Annotated in this window: 14 protein-coding genes; 7 read left to right on the forward strand and 7 right to left on the reverse strand. The window is 69.5% G+C overall.

What is annotated here, in order from left to right; all coding sequences use genetic code 11:
* The first annotated feature begins 22 nt into the window (after positions 1-22).
* Complete coding sequence (gene fliN, locus ASF20_RS08060; RefSeq protein WP_056211040.1) at positions 23-367, forward strand: flagellar motor switch protein FliN; 345 nt, start codon at positions 23-25, stop codon at positions 365-367.
* 65 nt (positions 368-432) lie between these two features.
* Positions 433-1,800 carry a sigma-54 dependent transcriptional regulator gene (locus ASF20_RS08065; RefSeq protein ID WP_056272777.1) on the forward strand — a complete coding sequence of 456 codons (1,368 nt, stop codon included), beginning with the start codon at positions 433-435 and terminating at the stop codon, positions 1,798-1,800.
* Positions 1,801-1,842: 42 nt separating this feature from the next.
* Here the strand turns inward: ASF20_RS08065 and ASF20_RS08070 are convergent, their stop codons facing one another.
* On the reverse strand, positions 1,843-2,121 hold the full coding sequence (locus tag ASF20_RS08070; protein WP_056211036.1) for a hypothetical protein: 279 nt from the start codon (positions 2,119-2,121) through the stop codon (positions 1,843-1,845).
* Between the two features lie 136 nt (positions 2,122-2,257).
* Entirely contained in the window at positions 2,258-3,571 is a 1,314-nt protein-coding gene (locus tag ASF20_RS08075) for a hypothetical protein (protein WP_056211034.1), read from the reverse strand.
* A 276-nt stretch (positions 3,572-3,847) separates the two neighbouring features.
* On the opposite strand from ASF20_RS08075, the gene ASF20_RS08080 reads away from it, so the two are divergent.
* The 3 genes from ASF20_RS08080 (at position 3,848) to ASF20_RS08090 (ending at position 6,357) form a co-directional block, all read left to right on the forward strand.
* Entirely contained in the window at positions 3,848-4,225 is a 378-nt protein-coding gene (locus ASF20_RS08080) for a (2Fe-2S) ferredoxin domain-containing protein (RefSeq protein ID WP_056272782.1), read from the forward strand.
* Positions 4,226-4,325: 100 nt separating this feature from the next.
* Entirely contained in the window at positions 4,326-5,432 is a 1,107-nt protein-coding gene (locus ASF20_RS08085) for a lysylphosphatidylglycerol synthase domain-containing protein (protein ID WP_056272786.1), read from the forward strand.
* 10 nt (positions 5,433-5,442) lie between these two features.
* A complete protein-coding gene (locus ASF20_RS08090; protein WP_056272791.1) occupies positions 5,443-6,357 on the forward strand; it encodes an EamA family transporter in 915 nt (304 codons plus the stop codon).
* A 21-nt stretch (positions 6,358-6,378) separates the two neighbouring features.
* Here ASF20_RS08090 and ASF20_RS08095 read toward each other — a convergent pair whose 3' ends face one another.
* The 4 genes from ASF20_RS08095 to mltG all read right to left on the reverse strand — a co-directional run bounded on the left by ASF20_RS08095 (position 6,379) and on the right by mltG (position 11,170).
* Complete coding sequence (locus ASF20_RS08095) at positions 6,379-7,776, reverse strand: dihydrolipoyl dehydrogenase (protein ID WP_056272794.1); 1,398 nt, start codon at positions 7,774-7,776, stop codon at positions 6,379-6,381.
* 100 nt (positions 7,777-7,876) lie between these two features.
* The gene (gmk, locus tag ASF20_RS08100) at positions 7,877-8,539 is read right to left on the reverse strand and encodes a guanylate kinase (RefSeq protein WP_056272798.1); all 663 of its coding nucleotides are present in this window, start codon (positions 8,537-8,539) and stop codon (positions 7,877-7,879) included.
* 12 nt (positions 8,540-8,551) lie between these two features.
* Positions 8,552-9,430 (reverse strand): YicC/YloC family endoribonuclease, encoded by an 879-nt coding sequence (locus tag ASF20_RS08105; RefSeq protein WP_056272799.1) that lies wholly within the window; start codon positions 9,428-9,430, stop codon positions 8,552-8,554.
* Between the two features lie 378 nt (positions 9,431-9,808).
* A complete protein-coding gene (mltG, locus tag ASF20_RS08110; protein WP_056272802.1) occupies positions 9,809-11,170 on the reverse strand; it encodes an endolytic transglycosylase MltG in 1,362 nt (453 codons plus the stop codon).
* Between the two features lie 294 nt (positions 11,171-11,464).
* On the opposite strand from mltG, the gene ASF20_RS23905 reads away from it, so the two are divergent.
* Positions 11,465-11,866 carry a hypothetical protein gene (locus ASF20_RS23905; RefSeq protein WP_156647992.1) on the forward strand — a complete coding sequence of 134 codons (402 nt, stop codon included), beginning with the start codon at positions 11,465-11,467 and terminating at the stop codon, positions 11,864-11,866.
* Positions 11,867-12,470: 604 nt separating this feature from the next.
* On the forward strand, positions 12,471-12,728 hold the full coding sequence (locus ASF20_RS23910; RefSeq protein ID WP_156647993.1) for a hypothetical protein: 258 nt from the start codon (positions 12,471-12,473) through the stop codon (positions 12,726-12,728).
* An 11-nt stretch (positions 12,729-12,739) separates the two neighbouring features.
* Here ASF20_RS23910 and fabF read toward each other — a convergent pair whose 3' ends face one another.
* Positions 12,740-14,002, reverse strand: a complete 1,263-nt coding sequence (gene fabF / locus ASF20_RS08115) for a beta-ketoacyl-ACP synthase II (protein WP_056272804.1) — start codon at positions 14,000-14,002, stop codon at positions 12,740-12,742.
* Positions 14,003-14,047 lie beyond the last annotated feature (45 nt).

Genomic DNA, 14,047 nt, shown 5'->3' on the forward strand with positions numbered 1-14,047 from the left:
ACTCAGCCCGAGAAACCTCCGCATGTCCGACGATTTCAGCCTGCCCCAGCTCAACGGCTTGGATGCCTCCTTCGACGGCCTCGGCACCGAGTCGATCCGCGAGACGCCCACCACGCCCAAGAGCGCCGCCGACCTGGAGCAGGTCTTCGACGTGCCGGTGGTGGTCTCGGCGGTGCTCGGCTCCTCGCGCATGCCGATCGGCGACCTGCTCCGGCTTCAGCCCGGCGCCGTGCTCGAGCTCGACCGCAAGGTCGGCGAGGCCATCGACATCTTCGTGAACAACCGCCTCGTGGCGCGCGGCGAGGTGGTGCTCGTCGAGGATCGCCTCGGCGTCACGATGACCGAGATCATCAAGAGCGACCACTGACCCCCCTCGCCTTCCCGGCTGCCGCGCCCCCCGCGCGAAGCCGACCCTGACGGAGACCCTGAGCCATGCGGCTTCTCATCATCGGACGGCTCAACGGCGAGCTGATCACCGCCTCCAAGATCGCCATGAACCGGGGCGCGGCCGTCACCAATGCCGAGAGCCTCGCCCAGGGCCTCGCGGTGCTGCGGGCCAAGGGCGCCGACCTCATCATGATCGACGTGGCCCTGGCGATCCGCGATCTGGTCACGGCCCTGGCCGAGGAGCGCATCCGCACCCCCGTCATCGCCTGCGGCGTCGCCACGGACGCCAAGGCGGCGGTGGCCGCGATCCAGGCCGGCGCGCGGGAATACATCCCCCTGCCCCCCGATCCCGAGCTGATCGCGGCGGTGCTGCAGGCGGTCTCCGAGGACGGGCGCGCCTTCGTCTGGCGCGACGCCTCCATGGAGAAGGTGGTCAAGCTCGCCGAGCAGGTGGCCCGCTCGGAGGCGTCCGTGCTCATCACCGGCGAGAGCGGCACGGGCAAGGAGGTCCTGGCCCGCCATCTCCATGGCAAGTCGAACCGGGCCAACCGGCCCTTCGTCTCGGTGAACTGTGCGGCGATTCCCGAAGCGCTGCTGGAATCCGAGCTGTTCGGCCACGAGAAGGGCGCCTTCACGGGCGCCGTGGCGCGCCGCATCGGCCGCTTCGAGGAGGCCCATGGCGGCACGCTCCTCCTCGACGAGATCTCCGAGATGGACGTGCGGCTGCAGTCGAAGCTCCTGCGCGCCCTGCAGGAGCGGGTGATCGACCGGGTCGGCGGGACCGCGCCGGTCAAGGTCGACATCCGCGTGCTCGCCACCTCCAACCGCAACCTGGTGGAGGAGGTCCGCAAGGGCACCTTCCGCGAGGATCTCTACTACCGGCTGAACGTCGTACACCTGCGCCTGCCGCCCCTGCGCGAGCGCCCCGCCGACATCCTCGAACTGGCGGCGCATTTCGCCCGGAAGTACGCCGAGGTGAACGGCGTGCTGGTGCGGCCCCTCAGCGCCGAGGCCCAGGGCCTGATGCGCGCCAATCCCTGGCGCGGCAACGTCCGCGAACTCGAGAACACCCTGCACCGCGCGGTGCTCCTGGCCGCGGGCCCCGAGATCGGACCCGACGCGATCCTGACCCCGGAGGGCGACAGCATCGCACCGGTCTCGGCCGGGCCGGCCGAGCGCGCCGCCCGGGTGGCGGAGGCCGCCACGCGCGGCCTCGTGGGGCAGACGGTGGCGCAGGTCGAGTGCGACCTCATCCTCGACACCCTGGACCATTGCCTCGGCAACCGGACGCATGCCGCCAGGATCCTCGGCATCTCGATCCGCACCCTGCGCAACAAGCTCAACGAGTACGTCGAGGCCGGCCTGTCGGTGGCCGAGCCCGGCAGCGTCCGGGCCGTGGCCGCCTATGGCTGATCGCGGGAGCTGAAAAGCCCGGGTCGCCCCCACGGGCCGACCTTAGCGCCCGTTGTTGGCGCGCTCGGCGGCCATCTGGGCCTCGTGGGCGCGTTCGAGCTTCTCCATCGAATGGAACCGGGCGATGTCGGCTTCGACGTCGCGGATCGTCTCCTCGACGAGATGCTGCTGCAGCGCGCTGCGCGGATCGTTCGCCTCCAGGCCGTCGCGGGCCTGCAAGCGCTCGACCGCCTGCTTGACGACGCTGTAGACCGCTTCCCGCTCCGTGCGGGACATGGCGGGATTGACCGCGCGGGCGATGAGATCGGTGAATTCGGACATGCGTGCTGGCGGGAACGACCGGGGCGTGGGACGGGCTGGAGTCCGTCGGGTTCATCCTGGACCCGGCAGACGCTCGATGTCTTTTCTGTCGCTTGTCTCCTCGGGATAGCGGGTTTCCGCCGATCCCTGACAAACTCTAGAGGCGCTGGTCGTTGACGCCCGCGAGGATGAGGGCGATCGAGCTCCAGACCACCAGGCACCCGAAGAAGACGACCATGATGCTGTAGCCGCGCTGCGGGAAGATCGAATCGTCGGGCAGGGCCGGTTCGACGAACGTCGCCAGGTAGATCTGCTGCTTGTTGGCGGCGATGCGGGCCCGGTCCACCATCAGGTTCGCGGATTCGTTGAGCTTGGTGGCGATGACGCGCTCGACCTGAAGGCCCTCGTATTCGAGGAGCGCGCGGGTCATGTTGTTCGCGGCGTTCGAGCCCGACAGGCCGTCGCTGGTGAGCTGGTCGGTCAGCTTCTGGATCTGCTGATCGAGGGCCGCGACGGTGGACGCCAGGTTCTGGATGCTGCGGGACTTCTCGTCGAGATTGGAGCCGCGCAGGACCGCGAGGTCGGACTCGGCCTTGAGCCGGTCCTTCCGCAACGTGCCGATCGTCGTCAGGGTGGACTCGGCGGCCTTGGCCGGATCGATGATGCCCCAGCGATTCCGGAAGACCTGGAGCGCCATGTGGGCGTTGCGCAGGCGCTCCTGCGCCTTCGTCGCCTCGGCCTCCGCATGCTTGACCATGTCGGCCTGGGCCCGGCGGGAGATGTCGTTGATGAGCGCCTCGCTTCGCGCCACGACCCCGCGATTGATCGCCAGGGCATCCTCCGGCGTGAAGGCGCGCACGCTCAGCGTGATGATGCCGGAGAGTACCTCGATCCGCGTCCCGACATGCTTGTTCCAGTACTTGACCAGTTCCTCCATGGACTGATCGACCCGGTAGCGCGTCCAGAAATCCGCTTCCGGCCGCGAGAACATCTGCGAGATGTGGAGGCTCTCTTCCATCTTGGCGACGATGGCGCGGCTCTCGACGAAGTCCCGGATGATGAAGCTGTCCTGGCTGTTGTGCTTCATGATCAGGTCGGAGAACTGCCCGCCCGAGCTTTCTTCCATCGGCTCGACGTTGCCGCGCACGGCGAATTGCGACACGGCCACGTACTGATCGGCCGCGAAGGCGTAGAAATAGATCCCCGCCAGGACCGTCGGCAGCAGGACGAAGACGCCGAACTGGCGCAAAAGACTGCCGACCAGATTCTTCGGCTTGCTCGGCGGCGGCCGCAGGCCCGGGAGCTGGCGCCAGTCCAGCCGCTCCTGCGCCCGGCGCAGGAGGGCCGGGACGCGGCTCCGCGAAACGGGATCGACCGTTTCGGCGTTGCGGCGCAGATCCGGCAGGGAACGCAGGGCGATATCGATCACCCCCCGCACGCGGTCGGTCTGCTTGACCTCGTCGGCCTTCATGATTTCCGGTTCCCGAGGCTCGGCGCGATCAGGGCTGATGGCGGACGCAGCATCATGGGCGGCGAGTCTGCCCAAGCCTGATGACGATGCATATGGTCACGCCTGGGGAGCCCTCTCGCCGTCCTCGTGTTGAACCCGACGAATCCTTCATTTTTCGGCCCTTTTTAAGGCGCGTCGCCCTGGTGGCGGGGCCTGGGTGCGGGGGGTTTCGGCGCAGGGGGCTTTCGGCGCATCGGGCTTTCGGCGCATGGGGCCGCAGGGGACATCGGGGACGGCATGGATGACACGGACAGGGAGGCGGCCCGCCCGGCGCGGATCCGCATGGCGCGGGCCGGGTTCACGGAACTCGTGCTGGTCTGCAGCAAGTGCGTCAAGCGCCAGGGCCTGAAGAAGGGCTCGGTGCGGCGGCAGCTCAAGAGCGAACTCAAGCGGCGCCTCACGGCGCGCAAGCCTCGCGTGGTCGAGGTCGGGTGCCTTGGCCCCTGTCCCAAGCGTGCCCTCGCGGTGATCACGGCGGACAGCCTCGCCAAGCAGCGCATCCACCTGCTTGACCCGCAGGCCACGCCGGCCCAATCCGTGGAGGTGCTGTTCCCCGATTTCGGCCCCAAAGGCCGCCTAGACCTGCCGGACGCTGCGGAATCGCCGCACCGCTAGGTCGGAGCCGCGCGCCGGAACGGGAAGCCGGGATCGTCGTCCCGGCGCGACGGATGCGGGAGCGGGGAATCCTTGAAACGGACGATTCGGGACGGGTCCGATGCCTGACGAGCCGCGCTTCGCGACGACCCGGGTCGCCGAACGTCCAGCGGGCGAGCGGACCGGGTCCGGTCGTCTCGGGCGCCTCGTGCTGCGCCGGCTTCCCCTGGTCGGAACCCTCCTGGGCCTCGGCCTCGCTGTCTGGCTCATCGCCACCAACGATCTGGCCGCCGTCACCGATGCCTTCGGCCGGGTCGGCGCCGGCGGCCTCGCGGCCATCGTGCTGGTGCGGCTGTCGGTGATCCTTCTGTGCGGCCTCGCCTGGGGCTGCGTCATCCAGGGGCTCGCGGGGCTGGGTCAGGCCCGCACCGGAGCCTTCGTGCTGCTGCGCCTCGTCCGCGAGGGCATCAACGTGCTGCTTCCGGTGGCCTCCGTCGGCGGCGACGTGGTGGGCGGCCGCCTGCTGACCTTCTGGGGAACCACCGGAACCCTGGCGGCCGCCTCGATCCTCGTGGACATGCTGTTCCAGGCTGGGACCCAGGCCGTCTTCGCCCTGGCGGGGGTGGGCCTCCTGCTTCAGGTCGGCGGCGAGGCGGCGCAGGCGCTGGCCACCTGGGTCCTGCGCGCCCTGGCGGTCACCGCCCTGCTGCTGGGGGCTTTCCTGGCCGTCCAGCGCAGCGCCGCGGCGCGCGCGATCGGGCGCAGGGCCGTCGACGGCGTGCGCCGCGTCTTTCGGGGTGACCCCGTCGCTCCGTCGCCGTCGGGCGGCAGCGTCTACGACGCCCTCGATGCCGTCTGGGCACCGGGTCGGCGCGGACGGCTCGCGGCGTCCGTCCTTCTGCACCTCGCCGCCTGGGGACTGGGCGCCCTGGAGATCTGGATCGCGCTCACCTGCATCGGCGTCGATTCGGTGAGCTTCACCGAGGTCGTTGTGATCGAGGCCCTGAGCCAGGCCATCAAGTCGGCGGCCTTCCCGGTGCCGAGCGGCCTCGGCGTCCAGGAGGGCGGCTTCGTCCTGCTCGGCAGCCTGTTCGGCATCGATGCGGGCACCGCCCTCGCCCTGTCGCTGATCAAGCGCGTGCCCGACGTCGTCCTCGGCCTTCCGGCCCTGCTGCTCTGGCAGGCCCTGGAAGCCCGGCGCGCGCTGATCCTGCCCCCGGCGGCCTGACGCCCGCGCCATGGCTCCCGCTTCGCACGGATCTTCGGCCCCCGGCGGCCTGGTCGCCACGCTGCTGCCCGTCGCGGCCCTCCTGGGCAGCATCGTCTCCCTCAGCGTCGGCACCTCATACGCCAAGCAGCTGTTCCCGATCCTGTGCGCGGAGGGCACGACCGCGCTGCGGGTCGGCCTCTCGGCGCTGATGCTCGTCGCGATCTGGCGGCCCTGGCGCCTGCGTCCCGGCCGCGCCGACCGGCAGGCCCTGCTGCGCTACGGGGCCGTGCTGGGCGCCATGAATTTGCTGTTCTACCTGTCCCTGCGCACGATCCCCCTCGGCCTCGCCATCGCGATCGAATTCTCCGGGCCCCTGGCGCTCGCCCTCGCAGTCTCCCGCCGGGGGATCGATTTCGCCTGGATCGGCTGCGCGATCCTCGGCCTGTCGCTGCTGCTGCCCCTCGGCGACCTGTCCACCAGGCTCGATCCCATCGGCGTCGCCTGCGCGCTCGGCGCGGCCCTATGCTGGGCGCTCTACATCGTCTTCGGCCAGCGCGTCGGCCATCTCCATGGCGGACGGGCGGTGGCCATCGGCATGTCGGTGGCGGCCCTGGTGGTGCTGCCGTTCGGCATCGCGAAGGCGGGGACGCTGCTCCTGCAGCCGGCCATGCTCGGAATCGGCCTGGCGGTGGCGGCCCTGTCGAGCGCCCTGCCCTACACGCTGGAGATGGTCGCCCTGAAGCGGTTGTCGAAGCAGAGCTTCGGCGTTCTACTCAGCCTTGAGCCGGCCGTGGGCTCGCTGGCCGGCCTCGCGATCCTGGGCGAGCACCTCACCCCCACCGAGTGGCTGGCCATCGCCTGCATCGTGGTGGCCTCGGTGGGCAACACGGTGACGAGCCATCGCGGCCGGGTGGCCGCCGCGGCCGCGCTGACGCCGGTCTGACGGTCGCGCGACGGATCCGGCTCAGCGGTCCAGGGCGGCGACGATCGTCTCCAGGGCGGTCTTCAGCCCCTCCTCCACCGTCGGGTGATAGAACGGCCGGTCGAGGAGAGCCTCGGCGGTCAGCCCGTCCGCGATGGCAAGGGCGAGGAACTGGGCGAGGTGCTCGCAGGCCGGTCCAAGCATCTCGGCCCCCCGGAGGGTGCCGCTGCGGTCGGCGTGGAGGTGCAGCGCCCCGGCATTCTCGGCCATGATTCTGGCCCGGCCCTGGTCGCCGAAATCGACGCTGCCGCGGACGAGGGTCGCGTCCGCGGGATCGTAGGGCGCGCCGACGCTTGCCGCCTGCGGCTCGGTGAACACCATGGCGAGGTTGGTCCAGCGCCGGGGCGCTTCGACGGCGTGGCGGCCGGAGGCGACGAGACGGGCCGCGTTGGCGCCGGCGATCCGGCCCTGGCGGGCGGCCTCGTGCAGCACCGGCCGGTCGGCGTTGGCGTCGCCCGCGAGGAAGACCGGGCCGCCGGCGCAGAGCAGGCTGCGGGCATCGAACGCCGGCATCCCGCGTTCGTCGAGGGAGAGGCCGGCGGCCTCCAACCCGAGATGCCGGACGTTGGGGCGCCGCCCGGCCGCCGCCAGGACCCGCGCGAAGGTGCCGGTCCCGGTCGCCCCGGCCGCGTCGGTCCAGGTCAGGCGCACGCCCTCGGGCGCGCGGTCGCCCTCCGTGACCCTGCAGCCGAGGCGCAGCATCATCTCGGCCGCGAAGAGCCGGCGGGCCGTCTCGGCGAGGCCGTCGTCGCGCAGCGACGCGAGATGCGTGCCGGGGTCGAACAGGGTCACGGCGACGCCGAGGCGGGCCATGGCCTGCGCCAGCTCGAGGCCGACGGCGCCGCCGCCGAGCACCGCCAGGGACTCGGGCAGGTCGGGGATCTCGAACACCGTGTCGCTGGTGAGGAGCCGGTCGCCGAGGTCGCGCAGGGGCTCGGGGACGGCCGGGCTGGAGCCGGTGGCGACGATCGCGGCGCGGAAGCGCAAGGCGGTGTGGTCGTCCACCGTCAGGGTGTCGGAGCCTATGAAGCGGGCGCGGCCGGCGATGCGGATTTCGGCGGGCAGTTCGTCGACGCCCGCGCGGACGCCGGCCACGAAGCGGTCGCGCTCGCGCCGGACGCGCGCCATCACGCGGGGGCCATCCACCCGAACGGAGCCGGCATCGATGCCGAACACGTCGGCGTGGCGGGCCGCATGGGCGGCATTGGCGGCGGTGATCAGCAGCTTCGAGGGCATGCAGCCCACGCGGGCGCAGGTGGTGCCGCCCGGCCCGGCCTCGATCAGGACGGCGTCGGCGCCGCGATCGCGGGCGGCGCGGAGAGCGGCGAGACCGGCGGTGCCGGCGCCGATCACGGCGATGTCACAGGATCTCTCGCGCATCGCGACGGCTCTCGGGTTCGCGCCTCTCGACCCCGACCGTCGGAATCGCGGGCCAACCCCCGTGCCTCGATGAACGTTCCTGTCTGCGGCAACCCGCCCGTCAGTCGGGCTCGGCGAGCAGGCCCTCCACGAAGCTGGTCAGGCCGGTGCGGCGGGCGCGCTTCAGGCGCTCGGCGATGAGGATGCCCTCCAGGGAGCGGAAGGCGTCGTCGAGGTCGTCGTTGACGATGACGTAGTCGTACTCGGTCCAGCGCTGGATCTCCATCCGGGCGTTGGTGAGGCGCTTCTCGATGGTGTCGGGCGAATCCTCGGCCCGGCGCTCCAGGCGGTGGCGCAGCTCGGCCAGCGAGGGCGGCAGGATGAACACCGTGACGACGTCGTCGGCGAGTTTGGCGCGCACCTGCCGGGTGCCCTGGTAGTCGATGTCGAAGATCATGTCCCGGCCGGCGCCCAGCACCTTCTCCACCGGGCGGCGCGGGGTGCCGTAGAAATTGCCGTGCACCTCGGCCCATTCGAGCAGGTTGTCGGCGCTGCGCAGGGCGTCGAAGGCCTCGCGGTCGATGAAGGTGTAGTGCTTGCCGTCGATCTCGGACGGGCGGCGCTGCCGGGTCGTCACCGAGATCGAGAGGTCGAGGCCCCATTTCGGGTCGGCGGCGACGGCCCGGGTCAGGGTCGTCTTGCCCGCGCCCGAGGGGGAGGACAGGATGAGGATGAACCCGCGCCGCGCGATCACCCCGGCCTCCATCGTCAAAGCGTCCCGCATCGCTGAAAAAACCTACTCGACGTTCTGAACCTGCTCCCGGAATTGCTCCACCACGGCCTTCAAGTCGAGTCCGATCCGCGACAGCGCGATGTCATTCGCCTTGGCGCACAGGGTATTGGCCTCGCGCCCGAGCTCCTGGGCCAGGAAGTCGAGCTTGCGCCCGATGGCGCCCCCGGCGGCCAGGAGCTCGGCCGCGCTGGCGAGGTGGGCCTGGAGGCGGTCGAGCTCTTCGCGGACGTCGGCCTTGGCGGCGAGCAGCACCGCCTCCTGGTGCAGGCGGTCGGGATCGAGGTGGCCCGCCTCCAGCAGCGTCGCGACAGTGGCGGCGAGGCGCGCCTTCACGGCCTCGGGCGTTCGGGCCGGGCAGGCCTCGGCGGCGGCGGTGAGCCGGGCCATCGCGGCGAGCTGGCCCTCGATGACCCCGCGCAGGGCCCGCCCCTCGGCGCGGCGCGCCTCCACGAGGTCGGCGACGAGGCGGACCACGCCCTCGGCGAGGTCGCGGGCCAGGGCCTCCGCGTCGGCGCCGGGCTCCTCGTCGGCCTCGACGACGCCCCGGATGCCGAGCAGCCCGTCGAGGGTGGCGGGCGCCACGCCCTCGGGCCGGGGCACCCGCGCGATGGCGGCGGCGAGCTGGCCGAGCAGCGCCTCGTTGATCCGGACGCGGGGCGCCGCCTCCGGCCGGGTGAGGGTCAGGGAGAGCTGGCACTGGCCCCGCGCCAGGCTCTTCTGCAGGGCGGTGCGGGCGACCTCGCCCACGGCGTCGTAGCCGTTGGGAACGCGCAGGCGCACGTCGAGCCCGCGCCCGTTCACGCTGCGGACCTCCCAGGCCCACTGGACCGGCCCGGTGGAGCCGGCGGCGCGGGCGAAGCCCGTCATGCTGGAGAGGATCATGGCTGTCTTCGCGTTCGTCCCGGCCCCTGTGGGGAGAGGCTGGGGGTGGTCGGGGGACCCTGCCGGTTGCGGAGGCGGGTCGGTTGCAGGACATGATACGGGCTCCGCTTGATTCAAGCGGGGTCCGTATCGCTCAGCCCGCGCGGCGCTTGAGCGAAGCCGAACTCCGCCATCCCGAAGGGATCAAACGGAGTTCGTATGACACCCCGTCATTCCGGGGCGCCGCAGGCGAGCCCGGACCCGCAGGGGCGCGCCGGAGGCGTGCAATCCAGAGCCGCCGACGGCGCAAGGCCTTGCCCCACCTGTGTGTCTGGATCCCGGGCTCCGCTGCGCGGCCCCGGGATGACGGGGTGGATCATCCGGCTGCGTGGGCGGACCCTACGGCTGCTTGAGCACCGGCACGGTCTTGGGCGAGTTCAGGTCGAAGGTCTTGTTGCGCAGGGGGTCGAGGCGCGTGCCCTCCGAGGCGTCGAAGGCCTTCGCGCGGTTGCCGGCGCCGTCGGGGCTGGCGGCCATGTTGGTGCCGTCGGGGGCGTAGGCCGAGGCGGTGCCGGGGACGGTGGGCGCACCCGGCGGATCGGCCTTGTCGACCACCGCGTCCGGCGTCGGCGTCTGGCGGGCGCGCTCGACCTGGCGCCAGCGGGCGACGTTGCGGGAATGGCCCTCCAGGGTTTCGGCGAAGGCATGGCCGCCGGTGCCGTCGGCCACGAAGAACAGGTCCTTGGTGCGCGAGGGGTTGGCCACGGCCTCCAGGGCGGCGCGGCCCGGATTGGCGATGGGGCCCGGGGGCAGGCCCTCGATCACGTAGGTGTTGTAGGGCGTGGCGCGCTCGATCTCGGCCCGCTGGATGCCGCGCCCGAGGGTGCCGCGCCCGCCCACCAGCCCGTACACGATGGTGGGGTCCGATTGCAGCTTCATGCGCTTGTTCAGGCGGTTGACGAACACCCCGGCGACGCGGGGCCGCTCGTCGGCCCGGCCGGTCTCCTTCTCCACGATGGAGGCCAGGGTCACCATCTCGGCCGGCGTCTTGACCGGGATCTCGGCCGAGCGGCGCAGCCAGATCTGGTTCAGGACCTCGCGCTGCTTGGCGCGCATCAGGTTGACGATCTGCTGCCGGGTGGCGCCGCGCTCGAACTTGTAGGTGTCGGGCAGGAGCGAGCCCTCGGGCGGGATCTCGTTGACGTCGCCGGTGAGCACGTCGTTGTCGTTGAGGCGCATCACGATCTGCTCGGAGGTCAGCCCCTCCGGGAAGGTGATGGCGTGCTGCACCTGCCGGCCGGAGGACAGGGTCTCGATGGCCTCCCCGATGCTCGCATGGGCCTTGAAGGTGTACTCGCCGGCCTTCAGGGCCTTGCCCGAGAAGCGCGCGGCCCACTCGAACAGGGCGGTGTGGGTGATGACGCCCTCGCGGCTGAGCGCCTCGGCGATCTCGGTGGTGCCGCTGCGGGGCGGGATGACCACGACCTTGTCGGCGGGCAGCGGACCCGGCTCCTTGGTCTGGCGCTCGAACAGGGTCACGCCGATCATCACGGCGATGGCCAGAACGACCGAGGCGGTGAGCAGGCCGGAGATGCGGGCCAGCAGCCCGCCGCGCTCACGGACCGGACGGTCGGGCGGCGGCGGCGCGGCGGTGGGCTTGATCGCCTCGCTGGGGCTGCGGGGCGAGAGCCGGTTGGGCAGGGCCGGCTCGTCGGAGGCCACCGGCGTCTGCGCCGGATCTGGGCGTTTGCGGAAGAACATGGACATCCTGTTCGGGCCTCAGGTCCCCGCCCCGGCCGCCGCCGGATTTTTAGGGGAGTCCGTGCGCCCGAGTCGAGGGGGGCGCACGGGACGGGCAGTCTGGCGCGCGAACTTGGTGGGTTTTGTGGCGAAATGGGATGGGCCGAACCGGCAAGACGGCTGAGCCTTGGCGATTCTTCCGGTCGGCGGAGCGCGGGGCGGCGACCGGTTTTTGCCGAGAGGAAGTTCGGCGCTCGACACGTATTGACTGAGAAGGCATGCGCAATCGATCTATGATATCGATAGACTTCAATTATGCCCTATGCTAAAGTCTATGACCTTGGCAGATTGCATGTTTTTCACATGAGACGCGGAAATATCATTGCCGGATTTTTGCTGGCTCCGTTCTTTATTGTGTTTACCCTCTCGATCACCGGATTGACGCCTCGCCATCCGGCCAACGACGGAATTTTCACTATCATACTTATTTTAAGCGCTTATACGTTCTTTGGTAGTTTTCTGTATTTGATTGTCAAAAATTCTGCCTATCTCAATAATACGGCTATTGTTCGCATTATACGTCGGCACATTGGCGTGATCCGAATATGCTTATTGATCCTCCTTGCCTTTGTGACCGCTGTGGTCCTCCTTGTGCCGAAGAAGCGCATCGCGCCGGTTCGGGACATACGCGTCAGCTCTGTTTCCTCACGCCTGTAGAGGTCGGTGATGATCCTCCGAGACTTGGGTTCAATGGACGAGGTGCCATTCTCTGCAGATGACGTTCTAGAGGGGTGCCTTTCCGGCGATTGCGGTGGCGCACATCAAATTCGGTTTTCGGTCGAGGGACGCAACGATTGTTTGCGCTTCTATAAGGCTGAGGCAGGAACAGAGAAACGATCGCCTTTGGTCTTTCTGGAAGGCGATGTGGTTCATTTGGCATCGCCCTACGGAGAACCTCCGCTCTGGCGCGTGGCAGAGTTCTACCAAAAGCTGACGCCGAACCTGATGCAAGGTGAGGTGAGCTTCTACGCGGCCTCCGCAGGTCGGACCTTGATCAATTTGGCGCGGCCGAGAATATTTGGCTCTACAGGTCATCACTTGGAGCGTCGAAGGGCACGTGAAGTCGCCTTGGTGGACGCTGCGCTTGATGCGTTGAAGGGCCGGTCCGGTTGGAAATCCTTCGATCTGGCCGGTTTCTCCGGGGGGCGGCCATCTGGTCGGAGCGCTTCTCGCACGGCGAGACGACATTGGTTGCGCCATCATCGCGTCGGGTAATGTTGCGGTTCGTCAGCGCGGAATGGCGCTTAGATTGACGATGGACGTGACCGGGTATGCCGACTTCGTCGATCCCATTGATTATGCGAGTGAAATTGCTCGTCGCCAACCAAAACGCGTCATCATGCTCACCGATCCAATGGATCGGATCGTCGAAGCGCGCTTCCAGAATGAGTTTAAAGCGGCATTGAATGACGCGGGCGTCAATGTGGAGCAAAGAATGATCGCGGCTGCCGATACAGATCGGCATAATCTGCGACATGCAGCTATAATAGCAGGTCTAGCGTGTCGTATCGACGAGTAACGGGTTGGATTTCAATCCACCCGCCGCATCACCAAGCTCGCATTCGTCCCACCAAACCCGAACGAATTCGACAGCACCGTATCCACCCGCTTGCGCTTGGCCTCATGCGGCACAAGGTCGATCGCGGTCTCGACGGAGGGGGTGTCGAGGTTGAGGGTCGGGGGCAGGATGCCGTCGCGGATGGCCAGGATCGAGAAGATCGCTTCCACGGAGCCGGCGGCGCCGAGGAGGTGGCCGATGGAGGACTTGGTCGAGGACATCGAGGCCTTGGCGGCGTGGTCGCCCAGCAGGCGCTCCACGGCCTTCAGCTCCAGCTCGTCGCCCATGGGCGTCGAGGTGCCGTGGGCGTTGATGTAGTCGAGGTCCGAGGCCTGGATGCCGGCGCGCTTCACGGCGGCGCTCATGCAGCGGAAGGCGCCGTCGCCGTCCGGGGCCGGCGAGGTGATGTGGTAGGCGTCGCCCGTGAGGCCGTAGCCGATCACCTCGGCGTAGATCTTGGCGCCGCGGGCCTTGGCGTGCTCGTACTCCTCAAGCACGACGACGCCGGCGCCCTCGCCCATGACGAAGCCGTCGCGGTCGCGGTCGTAGGGGCGCGAGGCCTTGGTGGGCGCGTCGTTGAAGCCGGTGGAGAGGGCGCGGCAGGCGGCGAAGCCGGCGAGCGCGAGGCGGTTCACCGGCGATTCGGCGCCGCCCGCCACCATGACGTCGGCATCGCCGAACTGGATCAGCCGGGCCGCGTCGCCGATGGCGTGGGCGCCGGTGGAGCAGGCCGTCACCACCGCGTGGTTCGGGCCCTTCAGGCCGTGCGCGATCGAGATCTGGCCCGAAGCCAGATTGATGATGCGGCCGGGAATGAAGAAAGGGGAGATCCGGCGCGGGCCCTTGTCGTGCAGGGTCACCGAGGCGTCGTAGATGCCGCCGATGCCGCCGATGCCCGAGCCGACCATGACGCCGGTGGCGCACTGGTCCTCGTAGGAGGTCGGGTGCCAGTCGGCATCGTTCAGGGCCTCGCCGGCGGCCGCCATCGCGTAGACGATGAACGGGTCGACCTTGCGCTGCTCTTTCACCTCCATGAAGGCGTCGGGATTGAAGCTGCCGTCGCTGCCGTCGCCGAAGGGCACGGAACAGGCGATGCGGCAGGCGAGATCGTCGACGGGGAACGCCGTCACGACCTTGGCCGCCGATTCGCCGGCGATCAACCGGCTCCAGGTGGCTTCGACCCCGCTGGCCAGCGGCGTCACCATCCCCAAGCCCGTCACCACTACCCGACGCATCGCGCTATCCCGAACCGGTCCTGTCATCACAACGAATGGCGCGCG

The sequence above is a fragment of the Methylobacterium sp. Leaf88 genome (assembly GCF_001422795.1).
Lineage (GTDB): Bacteria > Pseudomonadota > Alphaproteobacteria > Rhizobiales > Beijerinckiaceae > Methylobacterium.